Below are 16,347 nucleotides of genomic sequence, written 5' to 3' on the forward strand. Positions count from 1 at the left end.
AGGCGTCACGCCCGCCCGAACAGGTGGCGACTCCGTCGCCGACCGTCTTCGGGTTGTCCAAGATCTCTGTGACCGGGGAGAACCGCTCGAATCGATCCTCTCGGCCGTGACAGCCGAGGGACTGACACCCGCGCAACGCCGCCGCTTCGACGCCGGAGTCCTCTCCGGTCCGCTCGGCAGCCGCCTGGATCTCGCGGTCAAACGCGGCGCCGCCCGCCGCCGCGAGTTCGTCACGCTCTTCAAGCCCTACATCACGGGTGTCGATCCCAAGGTCAAGCGTGACCTCCCGGTCGCCAGGAGGCTCGCCTTCCACCTCGTCGAGCACCGTACGATCGACGACCTCGCCGAGGGCGACGCGCTGCAGAGCCTCACCACCGCGGCGGCCGAGCCCTCCCGGCGGGTCCGCAGACGCCTGCGCTGGTACGCCAACCTGCCCCTGCAGGACGAGCTGCCCGAGGCCATGTACCGGCTGCGCGCGGCCGACCTGATCCCGATGACGCACATCGAGGACGTCTCCTGGACCGGCGGGCGGCTGCGCGTCACCGGGCACGCCTACCTCGCCGGGCTCTCCGTCCGCAGCCCCCGCTTCAACCGGGCCTTCGTCGTGCTGCGCGGCCCCCGCTGGCTGCCTCCCGTACGGCTGCGCACCCGCAGGGTCCTGCGCCCCGAGGCCACCCACGGGGCCCGCGAGCCCGGCTGCAACTACGACTGGTCCGGCTTCGTCGCCGAGATGCCCGCCTGGCCGCTGCGCTGGCGCGGCGCCCTGCGCTCCCTGGTGAACGGCGTCAGGCGGACCCTGCGCCGCAGGGAGACCGTGCCCGACACCACCACCTGGCGGGCCGAGATCGCCATCTGGAGCCGTGGCGCCCGAGCCACCGGCCTGCTCCGCGGCCCCTCGAACGGCCGCACCGAGCGTCCGGCCGGGTTCGAGCTCCCCGGCGGCTGGTGGATCCGTCCTGTCTGGACCTCCGACCGCGCGCTGCAGATCGCCCTGCAGCCGACCAGGGCCGAGCTGACCGGAATCCGCCTCGACGGCGACCGCCTCGAACTGACGGTCTTCCTGCCCGGCGGGGAGCACACCAGGGGACAGGCCCGGCTCGACGGCCACCGGATGTCCGCCGAGTTCACCCCCGTCGAGGGAGGTACCCAGGTCGTCGTGCCGCTGGCCGTACCCTCGCTGCTGCAGGAGCGCGACGGCGGCAGGCTCTGGATCGAGCCGAAGGGCGACCCCGCCGCACCCGTCATGATCGGCCAGGCCAGGGAGAGCCGGCTGGTCGTCGGCGACCGGGAGATCACCGTGCTGCGCGACCGGCGCGACCGCGTCAGCGTCGCCGCGCACCGCATCCGCCCCGTCATCTCCTCCGCCACCTGGGACGAGGAGGGCACGCTCACCATCGAGGGCTCCTACCCCGGTTCGGGGACCGCCGAGCTGACGCTCAGGCACCGTGGCGGGACGGTCCACACCGTGCCGATGGAGCGCGCCGACGACCGCTTCGCCGTACGGCTGACGCCCTCGGCCATGCCGAAGTTCGGCGAGGCCGTCGCGATGGGGAGCGGAAGCTGGAGCATGACCACCCGCGACCCCTCGGGTGAGGTCGTCCCCCTCCGCGTGGACCACGCCGCGCTGGACACCCTCGACGAGGAGCCGAGGGTCCGCGACGGCAGGGCCTACCGCCTGTTGTCCACCAGGTTCGACGTGCCCGTGCTGATCGTCGCCGAGGACATCCCCGACGACGAGAAGGGCGCCGGGGGCCTGTACGCCCTGCAGCGCTCCTTCTATCCCGACCAGCGGCGTCGTGAGCTGGACGAGGCCACCGTCTACGTCGCCTACGACGGCCGCCAGTACGAGGGCAACGTCCGCGCCATCTACGAGGAGCGCGTACGGCGCGGCGACGACCGCGCGCACGTCTGGATCGTCAAGGACGGCGCCTTCACCCCGCCCGGTTCGGCGGAGCTGGGGTTCGGCTCGGGCATCCGGCCGACGGTGGTCAGGGCGGGCAGCCGGGAGCACTACGCCGTGCTGGCACGCTCCCGGTACGTCGTCACCAACGGTTTCCTGCCGCCCTGGTTCCGGGCCCGCGACGACCAGATGGTCGTGCAGACCTGGCACGGCAGCCCGCTCAAGCGCCTGGGCAACGACCTGCCCCACATGTCCCGTGACCCGAAGCCCGCCGCCTGGCACCGGCAGGCCGCCGAGGTGCGCGGCTGGGACCTGCTGGTCTCGCAGAGCCCCTGGGCGACCCCGATCCTGCGCAAGGCGTTCGGCTACCACGGGGAGGTCCTGGAGTGCGGCTATCCCCGCAACGACGTGCTCTCCTCGCCCGAGCGGGACGAACTGGCCGCCCGGGTGCGCCGCAGGCTCGGCGTCGCCGACGGGGTCAGGGTGGTGCTGTACGCGCCGACCTTCCGCGACTACGACCGCAAGAACTCCTCGCTCAAGCTGGACCTGGCGCGGGCGCACAAGGCGCTCGGCCCGGGACACGAGTTCCTGATCAGGGCGCACTCGATGCAGGCGGCGCCCAACATCCCCGAAGGGCTTGGCCGCGATGTCACCGCTTATCCGGATATAACGGACTTATTGCTGGTGGCGGATGTGTTGATCACTGACTACTCGTCCGTCATGTTCGACTTCGCGGCCACCGGCAGGCCCATGCTCTTCTTCACCTACGACCTGCAGCGCTACTCGACCAAGCGCGGCCTGTACCTCGACCTCGCCGCCGAGGCCCCGGGACCGCTGCTGACCAACGGCGCCGACGTCATCGAGGCCCTCAGGACCATCGACACCGTGGCCGCCGCCCACGCCGAACGCTACGAACACTTCCGCAACACCTACACCCCCCGAGACGACGGCAAGGCCACCCCCCGCCTCGTGGACCACATCTTCACCTGACCCTCGTCCCAGGTCACAGGCGGGACCGCGCCTCCTGGACCTGACGCAGCACGCCGTCGGCCCGGGACGACCCGGCGATGGAACCCGCCTCGTCGAGAAGCCTCAGCGCCTCGTCGCGGCGACCCTCCCCGGCCGTGACATAGGCGAGCCCGACCAGGTTGGCGGCGACACCCGGAAGGAACCCGGCCTCACGGCGGAGCCGCGTCGACTCCTCCAGGCGCTCCCTTGCCGCTCCCAGCCGGCCCGCCCGGTGCTCCGCGATACCCAGGTGCCGGAGGGCGTAGGACGCGGTCAGGGCGTCACCGGCACGCACCGCCCGCCGGTGGGACTGTTCCAGCACGGGAACCGCGGCGGTGTCGTCGTTCCGTACGACCTGGTGGAAACACCCGATCCAGAACAGGGCCTCCGCCTCGCCGCGTACGTCCCCGAGGCTCCGGTAGAGCTCGGCGGCGCGTTCGAACAGACCTGGTTCGTACGCCTCCCGGCGCCCGTCGGCCAGGAACCGCGCGTGCGCGACCCGCCCCCGGGCGAGGGAGAGATCGGCCTCGACCGCGTCCAACTCCCGATCGGCCGCCGCCACGGCGTCGGCGTCACCCCCGAAGACCGCCCGCTCGTACAACGCCCCGGCCCGCTCGATCCGATCGTCCGCGCCCATCTCGTCCCTCCGCCGCCTTACGGGTCGTTCACAGCCTCGGCAGAGGCTACTCCCGGGTCCCTTGAGGCGTACCGGTGATCGTGGATGTCGTGATTTGTGGTACGTTCCCGCTCGTAAGGTGCAGCGCTCCTCGGTGAGCGCGTCGGGACATCCGGCCGGCACGGCAGCCTCAGCAAGGCTGTCTGGATCTCTCAACGGAGAGCGTGCTCAGCCATGCCCGCAACCTTCCCCTCGCGCGTACGCGCGGTCCTCCTGCTCGTGGCCCTCCTTCACCATCCTGAAGGAGTCCGGCTCCCCGACGATCGCCGGCGGGCCTGAGGACGACCCCGTTCTTCGACGGCGCCGTCTCGATCCGTGCCTCGGCCCATGTCCGCTCCGGCGCGGGGCCCGCCGCCACCGAGCCTCGCAGGCCCTTCTGACGCTGGGCCGGTGTCTCTCCACCGGCCCGAACCCTGACCACACCATCCGAAGGAACACTTTCATGATTCTCGTCACCGGAGGCCGCGGCGCGGTCGCCACCCAGCTGACCGCCCTGCTGCACCAGGCAGGCCACCCCGTACGCGTCGCCTCCCGCGTTCCCGGCGAACTCCACGTCCCCGACGGCGTCGCGACCGTCACCTGCGACCTCGGCGACCCGGCCACCTTCCCTGCCGCCCTCCACGGTGTCAGCGCGGTCTTCCTGTACGCCGAGGCGTCACACATCGACGAGTTCGTCGGCGCCGCCACCACGGCGGGCGTCAAGCACGTGGCGCTGCTGTCCTCAGCCAGCGTCCTCGACCCCGGCGCGGCCGACAACCCGCTGGCCGCCTCCCATCTCGACGTCGAGACCGCCCTGCTGAACTCGCCGCTGACCACCACGCTCCTGCGCCCCGGCTCCTTCGCGGGCAACGCGAGCGCCTGGGCGTGGGCGATCAAGGCGGGGCAGCCGGTGAACCTGCCCTACCCGGGCTCCTACACCGACCCCATCCACGAACGGGACATCGCCGAGGTGGCCTTCACCGTGCTCACCGACCCCCACCACCAGGGCGGAAACCTCCACCTGACCGGCCCGCGGACCCTCACCTTCAGCGAGCAGATCGACCGGCTCTCCGAGGCCGTCGGCCGCCCGATCACCGTCAACCACGTCACCTCCGAGGAATGGAGGCGGGAAGTGGCGGCCTACATCCCCGCGTCCTACGCCGACGCCCTGCTCGACTACTGGCACGCCAACGACGGCCGCCCGACTCCGCTCAGCGACACCGTCGAACGGGTCACCGGCCACCCGGCCCGCCCGTTCACCACCTGGATCCGGGACCACATCGCCGAATTCGTCGAGTAACCCTCCCGCGGCCGGGCGGACCTTCGGAATCACTCCTGAGGGCCGTCCGGCACCCGGCCGTCGAATCCCGTCGCCGGAAGCCCGCACGCTCGCACAACCGATCGGCCACCTCGCGCGAGCCGGTCGTCAGGACTGGGGAACCGCGCGTGAGCCGTAGGCCGGGCCGAAGACGACCAGTAGGGCCAGGTCCTCGGTGATGTCGACGAAGCGGTGTTCCTCGCCCGCCGGGACGAAGATCACGGCGCCGGGGCCGACCTCCGCCTCGCCGTCCGGCGTCACGATCCTGGCCCGGCCCGAGGTCACCACGTAGATCTCGTCCTCGGTGTGCGGGCTCTGGGTGTCGACCCCGCCCGCCGGGATGCAGTACGTCCCGACGGACAGATCAGGCACCTTGAGCTGCTCGACCCAGTCGTTGGCGGACCCACCGGCCGGCTGCGCCCACTCACCCGCACCCTTGATGATTCGCATGCCGACGACCCTACCGAGGGCCGTTCCCAGGTGAGAAAAGTGCCCAAAAGGGCTCCATCCCACGATGCTCACGGGCGGTCTTCGGGCAGGTGCCTTGTCGTCGTCGGCGGTCACGGCTGAACGTCGTCGATCCGGCATGAGCGGTTCTTGCCGCCGGTCGCCGACCGGAAGGCGATGCCGCTGTGACCGGCGGGAGAACCCCGGATCGTGCGGCGGACGCGGCTAGAGGCGTGTCGCGGTGCGGACGAGGTCGGCGACGGCTTTGGATCTGCTGTGCGGTGGCCAGGCGATGACGGTCGTGACGGTCGGCGCGTCCGGCACCGGCACGATGGCGTGGTCGTCGCGTAGCCGGTCTCGGAGCGACTCGGGTACGACGGCGCAGGCCAGTCCGAGCGCGATCAGTTGGAACAGCTGGGTATGGTCGCGCACCTGCGGGCCGGGGCCGTCCGGATGGCTGCCATCCCGTTCAGGCCAGCGCGGCAGGGGCAGGTCCGTCTGGGCGTTGACCTCGGCCAACGACAGATACGCCCGGTCGGCGAGGGGATGACCCTTGGGCAGGACTACGATCTGCTGTTCGGCGTGCAGATCCTCGGTGTCGAATCCGGCCGTCGTGTCGTAAGGCCGGTGGAGCAGAGCGACGTCGGCACGCCCGGTGCGCAGCAGACCTTCCGGCTCGCCCGGCCCGCACAGCATCACCTCGACCGCCGCGGAGCCCGGTTCGGCGGCGTAGGCGTCCAGAAGCTTCGACAACAGTTCCCTGGACGCTCCGGCCTTGGCGGCCAGCACCACACCCGGCTGGTCGCCCGTGGCACGGCGGGTTCGCCGCTCGGCGGCTTCGACCGCGTCGAGCGCGGTCCGGGCCTCCCGCAGCAGCACCGACCCGGCCTCGGTCAAGGAGATGGCGCGAGGGGTGCGGTGCAGTAGAACGACTCCGAGCCGTCGTTCCAGCTGCTGGATCGCCCGTGACAGTGGTGGTTGCGCCATCGCGAGCCGTTGTGCCGCCCGCCCGAAGTGCAACTCCTCGGCGACGGCGACGAAGTATCGCAACTCCCGCGTCTCCACCCGCTCATCGTATCCAGCGCCGACCACGACCGATACCCGTGCGGTATCGCCGTCCACCTGACCGGTCTTGGACGCCCCACCCGAGCCCGCAACATGATCGGCGGTATGAGCGAACGGACGATCGCGCTGGTGACCGGCGCGAACAAGGGAATCGGATACGAGATCGCCGCCGGCCTGGGCGCGCTTGGCTGGCGAATCGGTGTGGGCGCGAGGGATCGGCGACGCCGAGACACGGCGGTCGGGAAGCTGCGCGCGGCCGGGGTCGACGCGTTCGGTGTGCCGCTCGACGTGACCGACGACGCAAGTGCGGTCGCGGCGGCCGAGCTGATCGCCGACCATGCCGGAGGGCTCGATGTCCTGGTCAACAACGCCGCGATCACCGGCGGCGTGCCGCAGACACCCACCACGGTCGATCCCGCGACCGTGCGAGCCGTCGTGGAGACCAACGTGATCGGGGTCATCCGGGTCACCAACGCGATGCTGCCGATGCTGCGCGACTCGGCGTCACCGCGGATCGTCAACATGTCCAGCAGCGTCGGCTCGCTCACCCTGCACACCGCCCCCGGTATCGACATGGGCCCGGTGCCCACCGCCTACCTGGCGTCCAAGACCTTCCTCAACGCCCTCACCATCCAGTACGTCAAGGAGCTGAGCGAAACCAACATCCTGATCAACTCCGCCTGCCCCGGCCTGACCGCCACCGACCTCACCGGCTTCCAGGGCGTCCGCACACCACAACAGGGCGCGGCCATCGCGATTCGCCTCGCGACCCTGCCCGACAACGGCCCGACCGGCGGATTCTTCGACGACGCCGGAACGGTGCCCTGGTAACAGCCACACCAGCACGAACCATGCCCCGTTCTCGACGTCAGCCGCGCGTCGCGCGCCACAGGAGAGGCCAGCCGATAACGTCGTCGCCGGTCAGCCCTCGAACCGCACGACGGTTCCCATGACCGGCTCCGCGGAGACGAACCCGAAGTGGCGGGAGCCGAAGCCGCCGTCTGGGTCGTCGCCCAGGAGGACGAGCTGACCATCGGGTACGGTCCGTTCGGAAGTGGAGGTCGGCTGCGCCGGTAAAGGCGCGGAACACGACCGTTCACGGTTTGGACGGGCGAGATGCCGGTTCGCGCAGGAGCCGGGTCCCGTGGCTGCTTCCGGATCGCGCTTGTACTGCTGTCTGAGCCGGTCCGACCAGGCTCCGCCTACGACCAGCAGTTGGCCGCAACCGCGGTCACCGGAGGCGCGACCATTCGACCCGGGGTCGGGTTCGTCGACTTGATGAGGCTGAACATGTTCTTCCCTTCCGTTGTGAGGATCCGTTGATCGAGGGCGGGGCGCGAATGCCTCACTCTCCATTCCTGGATCGGTGACATTCGGGGCCTGAAAAGGCCGGCGTGGCCGCGCCCGCCGGGGCGGTCGCCGAAACCGCGCCCGGCGCGTGCGGGCCGCTCATGGGATGGACGGCCTCGTTCGGGACTGTGGACGCACAGAAGACGACCAGGGCTACGTGTACCGCCATGTCGTGGCCTTCCTTCTGCTCGGGCCGCCCGGCTGGAGCCCCTGTGCCACCATCTTTTCCGCTCGAACCCGCTCGCGCTTGAACATCGGTACGCGGCTTCTCGGAGCCCGCCGGGACGGTCATCGGGTCCGAAAAGCATGGTTGATTTGCGGGGGCGAATGCCGAGGGCTTTTCTTGATATCTGCGATAGAAGGTCTTTTCGTCGTGGAGGGAATTGCCGGATGCGGAAATGGCTCCATGCATTGACTGTTTCGAATGGTATTCATTGACATGGGTGTTTACTCCTACCCGATGACGTGTAATGCTTCGGCCATGTCCAGGGACAACTTGATGCACGCGCCCGACATCGGCATCAGAATCGAGCGCGCCCGTGGCGACGGCGGTCCTCCCACGGAGTGGTCAGGGTTTTCGCCCGACGAGACGGACGCAGTCGTCCTCTTCCAGGCCAGCGGCTTCGTCCGCGACGCCGAAGGCATGGCGTCCTATCTCGACCCCGTCACCGGATACGTCAATGTCGCCGGCACAGAGGAGAGGTTCGCCGAGCCCCTGGGCCGGGACTGGGTGTACACGGCGATCCTCTTCGAGCCGGGCAGCTTCGCCGATCGCTTCAGCGGCCCGTTGCGTCACGACTGGACCCTCCATGTCAGCGCGCAAGCCGACCTTCGCCATCGGAAGCTGCTAAGAGCCCTTCTGCGGGGAACCGACCGCCTCGAAGCCGAGGAACGGCTCTACCGGCTCTTCGACACGCTGACCCCGTCCCGGCCGGCGTGGAAAGCCTCCACCGGCACTTCGATGGCCACACGCGTGGTGCATCGTCGGCTGGCGTTGGCCGTCCAGGAAGCCCTCAACGCCGGTTATCTCACGACGAACCTCGAAGATCTCGCCCGAATGGTCGGCGCGTCCCCCAAGCACCTGAGCAAGATCTTCCATACCGTCACCGGCCGCACCATCACCGGCTACCGGAACGACCTACGCGTCCGCGCCGTCCTCAACGATCTGACCGCCGGTGGCGACTGCCTCGCGGATCTCGCCGCCCGCTATGGCTTCGCCGACCACGCCCACCTGACCCGAACCGTCCGCAAGCACCTCGGTGAAGCCCCCTCCGTCTTGCGCGAGGCGCTGAGCGGGTAGCAGCGATCGTCGAACGCGTCGGGCAGGACAGGGTGAGCCGCGGCGGGTGTGGACGTCGAGACTCGCGATCCACTGGTGGCGGCGTCTTCCACACCCGGCACTTCCTGACTGTCACAACCCTGGAACCGGACGCCTGATCGATAACGCCGACCACATGTCGGCGGACCCATGCAAAAAGGCCGTACGGCGAGCCGCTCGGAGAGCGACCACCCCATGCCCTCTCGGTGGGACCGGCTCCTTCCGAGGTCGGACGCCGACCGTCCCGGTCGGTGCCCTGTGGGAGAAGGCCGGTCACCGGCGTGAGGCCGGGGTGAAGGAGCAGGACCGGGGGGCACAGGCCAGGAGGTCTGGCGTCCGCCGGGGGTGATGGCCAGGTCGAACTCCTCGTGACCCGGTCCGCTTGGCGTCCTACAAGAGGGGCCGGAGGGGCGGAGTCGGCACGATCATCGTCCGGGATCTGGTGGAATGACGAGTTGTGAGTGGTCAGGGCTGGCGGTTGGTGCGTCGTGTGGGTGCCGGGAGGGCTGTTGCCCCCGTGCTCGACGAGCACCAGCGGGCGGCTGTCACGCATGAGAGCGGCCCGCTGCTGGTCCTGGCCGGGCCGGGGACCGGCAAGACGACCACGATCGTGGAGAGCGTCGTCGACCGGATCGAACGCAGGGGGACGGACCCGGAACGGGTGCTCGTCCTCACCTACAGCCGCAAGGCCGCCGAGGAGCTGCGCGAGCGCATCACGGCGCGCGTGCGCCGTACGACCAGGACGCCGCTGGCGCTCACCTTCCACAGCTACGCCTACGCGCTGCTGCGCCGCGAGGCCGTACTCGCCGGGAACGTCGCGCCCCGGGTGCTGACCGCGCCCGAGCAGCTGCTTGAGATCCGCCGCCTGCTCCACGGCGAGCTTGAGGACGGTGCCCCGCTGTGGCCGCAGGACATGCGGGAGGCGCTCAGGACCAGGGGGTTCGCCCAGGAACTGCGCGACTTCATGGCCCGTGCCGCCGAACGCGGCCTGGACGGTGAGGACGTGGTCGCGCTCGGCCGGGCGCACGGCCGAGCCGACTGGGTGGCCGCGGGCCGGTTCGCGGGCCGTTACCAGGCGCGGTTCGACCTCGACCTGGAGCCGGTGCTCGACTACGCCGACCTGATCCGGGCCGCGGGGGCGCTGCTGACCGACCCCGAGGTACGGCAGCGCGAACGTTCCGCCTACGACGTCGTCTTCGTCGACGAGTACCAGGACGCCGACCCCTCCCAGGAGTTCCTGCTCGGGCAGCTCGCGGGGGAGGGGCGTGACCTGGTCGTGGTGGGTGACCCCGACCAGTCGATCTACGGGTTCCGGGGCGCGGACGTGCGCGGGATCATGGAGTTCCCCGACCGCTTCAGGAGGAAGGACGGCGGGAGGGCCCCCGTCATCGCGTTGCGGGTCTGCCGCCGCAGCGGCGCCGAGCTGCTGAAGGCCTCGCGGCGGGTGACGGCCCGCCTGCCGGTTCCGCCGGGCGGCGCCGGGCACCGCGACCTGAGGCCGCTGCCGGACGTGGAGCCGGGCGAGGTCCACGTCGTGGTGGCCGACGGCGAGGCGCAGGAGGCGGCGCTGGTGGCCGACACGCTGCGCAGGGCCCACCTGCTCGACGGCGTACCGTGGTCACGGATGGCGGTGCTGGTGCGTTCGGCGACCCGTCAGCTGCCGCTGCTGCGCCGGGCGCTGGTCGCGGCCGGAGTGCCGGTCGCGGTCGGCGCGGGTGAGCTGCCGCTGTTCCAGGAGCCGGGGGTGCGCCCGCTGATCAGGCTGATCCAGGTCGCGCTCGACCCGGAGATCCTCGACGAGGCGATGGCGGAGGAACTGCTGACCGGCGCGCTCGGCGGCACCGACATGATCGGGGTACGGCGGCTGCGCAGGGCCCTGCGTGTCGCCGAGCACGAGGCCGTGACCAGTCCGGAGGAGCACGACCTCGACGACCCGGCCCCTGCGGCCGAGCCCCGTTCCTCGGGCGAGCTGCTGGTGGCCGTGCTGAAGGACGAGCGGGAGCTGGTCAGGATCGAGCCGCACGTCGCGCTCCCCGCCGAACGGCTCGCCAGGCTCATCGCGGGCGCCGCGGAGGTCGTACGGCGCGGCGGCACCGCCGAGGACGTCCTGTGGGGCGTCTGGAGCGCCACCGAGCTGGCCGGACGGTGGACCGAGACAAGCCTGTCCGGCGGGTTCAGGGGCACGATGGCCGACCGTGACCTCGACGCGGTCGTGGCGCTGTTCGACTACGCGGCGGGCTTCGTGGACCGGTTGCCGCACGCCGGTGTCGAGGTGTTCGTCGAGGACCTCATCGCGCGGGAGATCCCCGGAGACTCCCTGGCCGAGCGCGCCCCCGACAGCGAGGCGGTGCGCATCATGACCGCCCACCGCTCCAAGGGTCTCGAATGGGATGTCGTGGTCGTCGCCGGGGTGCAGGAGGGGGCCTGGCCCGACCTGCGGCTGCGGGGGTCGGTGCTGGGCACCGACGAGATGGTCGCCAAGGCGGCCGGTTCCGAGCACGAGAACCCCGCGGCCGTCTCGGCGGCGCTGGCCTCGCAGATGCTGGCCGAGGAGCGGCGCCTGTTCTACGTGGCGGCCACCAGGGCGAGGAGGAAGCTGGTCGTCACCGCCGTCGGGGGGGACGACGCCGACGAGCGGCCCTCCAGGTTCCTGGCCGAGCTCGCCCCCGGCGAGACGGGGGAGACGGTCGTGGACGAGCGCTCCCGCTGGCTGAGCATGTCCGCGCTGGTCGCGGACCTGCGTTCGGCCGTCTCCGACCCGACACGGCCCGAGGCGCTGCGCCGGGCCGCCGCCGAGCACCTGGCCAGGCTCGCCGCCGCCGGGGTGCCCGGCGCGCACCCCAACGAGTGGTACGCCCTGACGGAGATCTCCGACGAGCGTCCGCTGCGCTGGCCGGACGACATCGTGCGCGTCTCGCCGTCCGCGGTGGAGAACTTCACCAAGTGCGGGCTGCGCTGGCTGCTGGAGACCTCGGTCGGCGCGGGCGGCACCGACGTCGCCAGGGGCCTCGGCACGGTCATCCACGCCTTGGCGGTGCTCGCGGCGACCGGCGAGGGGACCGAGGAGACGCTCGGCAAACGGCTCGACGACGTCTGGCACGAGCTGGACTTCGGCGGCGCCTGGTACAACCGCAAGCAGCGCGGCGTCGCCGAGGAGATGGTCTCCCGGTTCCTGCGCTGGCAGCGGGACAACCCCCGGGAGCTGGTCGCCCTTGAGGAGTCGTTCGTCGCGACGGTCTCCGAGGGCGTGCAGATCAAGGGGCGGGTCGACCGGGTCGAGCGGGACGGCGAGGGCAGGGCCGTGATCATCGACATCAAGACCGGCAAGCACGGCCCCAAGGAGGCCGACCTCGAACGCCACCCCCAGCTCGGGGTCTACCAGCTCGCCACGCTGCTCGGCGCGTTCGAACGGCACGGGATGACCGAGCCCGGCGGCGCGGCCCTGGTGCAGGTCGGAGACGCGGCGACGAGGAACGCCGCCAAGGAGCAGGCCCAGATCCCGCTGGCCGACGACACCGACCCGGGCTGGGCACGTGACATGGTGGACACCGTGGCGGCCGGGATGTCCGGCCCGGTCTTCCAGGCGAAGGTCAACGACGGCTGCCGCACTTGTGTCGTGCGGGCGAGCTGCCCGGTCAGCAAGAACGGAGACCAGGTGTGCTGAGCCCGGTTCAGCTCGCGGCCAAGCTGGGCATCCTCCCGCCGACGCCGGAGCAGGCCGAGGTCATCGAGGCAGGTCTCGAACCGATGGTCGTGGTCGCCGGGGCGGGGTCCGGCAAGAGCGAGACCATGGCGGGACGAGTTGTGTGGCTGGTCGCCAACGGCCTGGTCCGCCCCGAGCAGGTGCTCGGCCTGACCTTCACCAGGAAGGCCGCCGGGGAGCTGGCCGTACGGGTGCGTGAGCGGCTCAACGGGCTGGTCGCGGCCGAGCAGGTGCCCGCCGAGCTGTTGCAGGGCGAGCCGACGATCTCCACCTACCACGCCTACGCGGCCAGGCTGGTCACCGAGCACGCCCTGCGGGAGGCGCTCGAACCCACCATGCGCCTGATCAGCCCGGCCGTCGCGTGGCAGCTCGCCGGACGGGTGGTCAGCGGCTACGACGGCCCGATGGAGCAGATCGAGTGGGGTCCGGCGACCGTCACGCGGGCGGTGCTCGACCTCGCCGGGGAGATGGCCGAGCACCTGCGCACCCCGCAGGAGGTGCGGGAGATCGGCGCCTGGCTGACCGAGCGGTACGGCAGGCTGCCCGGCACGCCCACCCAGCTCCAGCGCAGGCCACTGACCACGCAGCGGGCCAGGGAGCAGCTGCTTCCGCTGGTCGAGGCCTACGAACGGCTCAAGCGCCGCCGCGAGGTCGTCGACCACGGCGACCAGATGGCGCTCGCGGCAAGGATCGCCGAACGGCACCCCGAGGTCGGGGAGGCCGAGCGGGGCAGGTTCGCCGTCGTCCTGCTCGACGAGTACCAGGACACCAGCCACGCCCAGCTGGTCCTGCTGCGCTCGCTGTTCGGGAACGGGCACCCGGTGACGGCGGTCGGCGACCCCTGCCAGTCGATCTACGGCTGGCGCGGGGCCTCCTCGGGCAACCTCACCCGCTTCCCCCGCGACTTCAGGACGGCCTCGGGGGAGCCCGCCCCGGTCCGCCGCCTTTCGGTCAGCTTCCGCAACGGCGACGCCGTACTCGACGTGGCGGCCAGGGTGCAGATCCCGCTGCGGCTCGAAGCCCGTGAGGTGCCTGTGCTGGTGCCCGGCGGCAACCGGATCGAGCGGGGCCGGGTCGTGACCGCCTTCCACGGGACCGCTGAGGACGAGGCGGAGTGGATCGCGGCGAAGATCTCCGGGCTGCTGGGCGGTGAGAGCGCCCCCGACGGGCTGCCCTGGGGCGACGGCGAACGCAAACGGGCCAAGCAGAGCGCCTGGGGCGGGCCGCAGTGCCTGCAGCCCCACGACGTGGCGATCCTGGCCCGCAAACGGTCGCAGTTCCCCACGCTGCGCAGGGCCCTTGAGGCGCGGGGCATCCCGGTCGAGGTGGTCGGTCTCGGCGGGCTGCTGACCGTGCCCGAGGTGGCGGACATCGTGGCGACGCTGCGGGTGATCTACGACCCGACGGCCGGGGACGCCCTGGTCAGGCTGCTGTCCGGGCCACGCTGGCGGATCGGTCCCGCCGACCTGAAGGAACTGGGTGACCGGGCGCGTGAGCTGAGCCGGGAGACCCGTGAGGACGGGCCCGGCGGCGTCGCCGACCCCCTCGACCAGGTCGTCGCGGACATGGCCGAGGAGCGGGGCAGTCTGGTCGACGCCCTCGACGAGCTGCCGGAACGCCCCGAGTGGCAGGAGGCGTTCTCCCCGCTCGCCCGGGTCCGCCTGGTGGCCATGGCACAGGAGCTGCGGGTCCTGCGCGCCCACACCGGGCAGCCGCTGCCCGACCTGGTCGCCGAGATCGAACGCAGGCTCGGCCTGGACATCGAGGTCGCGGCCAGGGGCTCCGCCGGTGTCTTCGCGGCCCGCGCCGACCTGGACGCCTTCCTCGACGCCGCCTCCCGCTTCGCCGGAGACTCCGAGGACCCGACGCTGGGGGCGTTCCTGGCGTTCCTGAAGGCCGCGGACGAGGAGGAGAACGGCCTCGACGCGGGCCGGGTCGGAGAGAGCAACAGCGTCAAGCTGATGACGGTCCACGCCTCGAAGGGCCTCGAATGGCCGGTCGTGATCGTGCCGGGGATGTCCCAGGCGTTGTCGAAGGGCGGGACGCTCACCGTCGGCACGGTCTTCCCGGCCAGGCCGACCGTCAGCCCCAGGTGGACGGAGAACGCGCGCAAACTGCCGTACCCGCTACGGGGCGACGCCTCCGACCTGCCCAGACTCGGCGGCCTGTCCAAGGAGGAGATCGGCGACTTCGACGAGCGCTGCCGGGAGCGGGAGCTCCTTGAGGAACGCCGTCTGGCCTACGTCGCCGTCACCCGTGCCCACTACCTGCTGATCGCCTCCGGCTACCGCTGGGGCGGCGGGTCGAAGCCCCTCGACCCGTCCGACTTCCTGGTCGAGGTCCGCGACACGTGCGGGCGGGCCGAGGTCTGGGCGCCGCCCCTTGAGGAGGGGGAGACCAACCCGCTGCTGGCCGAGCCCGCCGAGTCCAGGTGGCCCGTCACCCCGGCCGGGGCACGGTACGAGGCCGTACGGGACGGCGCGGACATGGTCAGTGCGGCGCTGGCGGCGTTGTCGGCGCTGTCCGGGGAATCCGAGGAGCCGGAGGTCGTCCCGGTAGAGGAGGTGTTCGTCGTCGAGGACGACGAGGTGCCCTTCCCCGACGACCCCTACGACGATCCCTACGAGGATCTCAACGGGGACCTCGGCCCGGCGGGCCGGCCTCTCCCCGAACCCTATGACGACGTCCCCGACCGGGTTTCCCCGGCGTTGCGCGGGTGGGACAGGGAGCGGGCCAGGGCCTGGGAACGCGACATCGAGCTGTTGCTCAGGGAACGTGAGCTGAACCGGCGGCGCGGTCCCGGCCGGGTCGAGCTGCCCACCCACCTGACCGTGTCCTCGCTGGTCACGCTCGCCTCCGACCCCAAGGCCCTGGCCCGGCAGATCCGCCGTCCCGTGCCGAGGAAGCCCGCCCCGCTGGCCCGCAGGGGCACCTCCTTCCACAGCTGGCTCGAATCCCGCTGGGGTCAGCAGCGGCTGATCGACGAGCTCGACCTGCCCGGTTCGGCCGACGAGACGGGCGAGGCCGACGAGGCCGCAGACATCCAGCTGGCCGAGCTGCGCGAGCGGTTCGAGGAGAGCGAGTGGGCGGACAGGGAGCCGCTTGACGTCGAGGTCCCGTTCGAGACCATGATCGCCGACCGGCTGGTCAGGGGCCGGATGGACGCGGTCTTCGAGACACCGGACGGCGGTTACGAGGTCGTCGACTGGAAGACCGGCAGACGGCCGAAGGGGAAGAAGGCCGAGGTCGCGGCGGCCGTACAGCTGGCGGCCTATCGGCTGGCCTGGGCACACCTGGCGGAGGTCCCGCTCGGCCGGGTGAGCGCGGCCTTCCACTACGTGCGGCTCAACGAGACCGTACGGCCCGCCGACCTCCTCGACGAACGCGGCCTGGTCGCCCTCATCGAGTCGGTCCCCGCGATCGGTTGAACAGCTGACGTGTCAGGTCACGCCAACGCCTCGACCTCCGTGCCGGAGATCGTGTTCTCCCAGCTGTCCGGGCGGGAGGGGGCATGACCACGGTGGGCAGGTCCAAAACGCGGCGTCGCCTGCGTCCTCCCCGGGAGGGCAAGTCCGGGTGTCGT

Annotated in this window: 10 protein-coding genes; 6 read left to right on the forward strand and 4 right to left on the reverse strand. The window is 71.3% G+C overall.

Annotation, left to right across the window (positions count from 1 at the left end):
* Positions 1-106: 106 nt before the first annotated feature.
* Positions 107-2,890: a CDP-glycerol glycerophosphotransferase family protein gene (locus ACFOYY_RS38230; RefSeq protein ID WP_362776475.1), complete on the forward strand. Its 2,784-nt coding sequence runs from the start codon at positions 107-109 to the stop codon at positions 2,888-2,890.
* A 13-nt stretch (positions 2,891-2,903) separates the two neighbouring features.
* On the opposite strand, the gene ACFOYY_RS38235 is transcribed toward ACFOYY_RS38230, so the two are convergent.
* Complete coding sequence (locus tag ACFOYY_RS38235; RefSeq protein WP_352016248.1) at positions 2,904-3,545, reverse strand: hypothetical protein; 642 nt, start codon at positions 3,543-3,545, stop codon at positions 2,904-2,906.
* Between the two features lie 481 nt (positions 3,546-4,026).
* Here ACFOYY_RS38235 and ACFOYY_RS38240 point away from each other — a divergent pair, with 481 nt between their 5' ends.
* A complete protein-coding gene (locus tag ACFOYY_RS38240) occupies positions 4,027-4,863 on the forward strand; it encodes an NAD(P)H-binding protein (RefSeq protein ID WP_386196131.1) in 837 nt (278 codons plus the stop codon).
* 126 nt (positions 4,864-4,989) lie between these two features.
* Here the strand turns inward: ACFOYY_RS38240 and ACFOYY_RS38245 are convergent, their stop codons facing one another.
* Both ACFOYY_RS38245 and ACFOYY_RS38250 read right to left on the reverse strand, forming a co-directional pair.
* Entirely contained in the window at positions 4,990-5,331 is a 342-nt protein-coding gene (locus tag ACFOYY_RS38245) for a cupin domain-containing protein (protein WP_352016246.1), read from the reverse strand.
* A gap of 222 nt (positions 5,332-5,553) precedes the next feature.
* Complete coding sequence (locus ACFOYY_RS38250; protein WP_352016245.1) at positions 5,554-6,393, reverse strand: LysR family transcriptional regulator; 840 nt, start codon at positions 6,391-6,393, stop codon at positions 5,554-5,556.
* 105 nt (positions 6,394-6,498) lie between these two features.
* Between ACFOYY_RS38250 and ACFOYY_RS38255 the strand changes: the two genes are divergently transcribed.
* On the forward strand, positions 6,499-7,224 hold the full coding sequence (locus ACFOYY_RS38255; protein WP_386196134.1) for an SDR family NAD(P)-dependent oxidoreductase: 726 nt from the start codon (positions 6,499-6,501) through the stop codon (positions 7,222-7,224).
* 90 nt (positions 7,225-7,314) lie between these two features.
* Here ACFOYY_RS38255 and ACFOYY_RS38260 read toward each other — a convergent pair whose 3' ends face one another.
* The gene (locus tag ACFOYY_RS38260; RefSeq protein WP_386196135.1) at positions 7,315-7,749 is read right to left on the reverse strand and encodes a S26 family signal peptidase; all 435 of its coding nucleotides are present in this window, start codon (positions 7,747-7,749) and stop codon (positions 7,315-7,317) included.
* A gap of 493 nt (positions 7,750-8,242) precedes the next feature.
* Between ACFOYY_RS38260 and ACFOYY_RS38265 the strand changes: the two genes are divergently transcribed.
* The 3 genes from ACFOYY_RS38265 to ACFOYY_RS38275 all read left to right on the forward strand — a co-directional run bounded on the left by ACFOYY_RS38265 (position 8,243) and on the right by ACFOYY_RS38275 (position 16,192).
* Positions 8,243-9,043, forward strand: a complete 801-nt coding sequence (locus ACFOYY_RS38265) for a helix-turn-helix domain-containing protein (protein ID WP_386196137.1) — start codon at positions 8,243-8,245, stop codon at positions 9,041-9,043.
* A gap of 535 nt (positions 9,044-9,578) precedes the next feature.
* On the forward strand, positions 9,579-12,725 hold the full coding sequence (locus ACFOYY_RS38270; protein ID WP_386196139.1) for an ATP-dependent helicase: 3,147 nt from the start codon (positions 9,579-9,581) through the stop codon (positions 12,723-12,725).
* Positions 12,719-16,192 (forward strand): ATP-dependent helicase, encoded by a 3,474-nt coding sequence (locus ACFOYY_RS38275; protein ID WP_386196141.1) that lies wholly within the window; start codon positions 12,719-12,721, stop codon positions 16,190-16,192. Before ACFOYY_RS38270 ends, ACFOYY_RS38275 begins: the two co-directional genes overlap by 7 nt.
* Positions 16,193-16,347 lie beyond the last annotated feature (155 nt).

It is taken from the genome of Streptosporangium jomthongense, from assembly GCF_042650425.1.
Taxonomy (GTDB): domain Bacteria; phylum Actinomycetota; class Actinomycetes; order Streptosporangiales; family Streptosporangiaceae; genus Streptosporangium.

Coding starts and splice junctions, on each gene's coding strand:
- ACFOYY_RS38235 (WP_352016248.1), bottom strand. CDS start 3,545: ATGGGCGCGGACGATCGGATCGAGCGGGCCGGGGCGTTGTACGAGCGG.
- ACFOYY_RS38240 (WP_386196131.1), top strand. CDS start 4,027: ATGATTCTCGTCACCGGAGGCCGCGGCGCGGTCGCCACCCAGCTGACC.
- ACFOYY_RS38245 (WP_352016246.1), bottom strand. CDS start 5,331: ATGCGAATCATCAAGGGTGCGGGTGAGTGGGCGCAGCCGGCCGGTGGG.
- ACFOYY_RS38255 (WP_386196134.1), top strand. CDS start 6,499: ATGAGCGAACGGACGATCGCGCTGGTGACCGGCGCGAACAAGGGAATC.
- ACFOYY_RS38260 (WP_386196135.1), bottom strand. CDS start 7,749: ATGGAGAGTGAGGCATTCGCGCCCCGCCCTCGATCAACGGATCCTCAC.
- ACFOYY_RS38265 (WP_386196137.1), top strand. CDS start 8,243: ATGCACGCGCCCGACATCGGCATCAGAATCGAGCGCGCCCGTGGCGAC.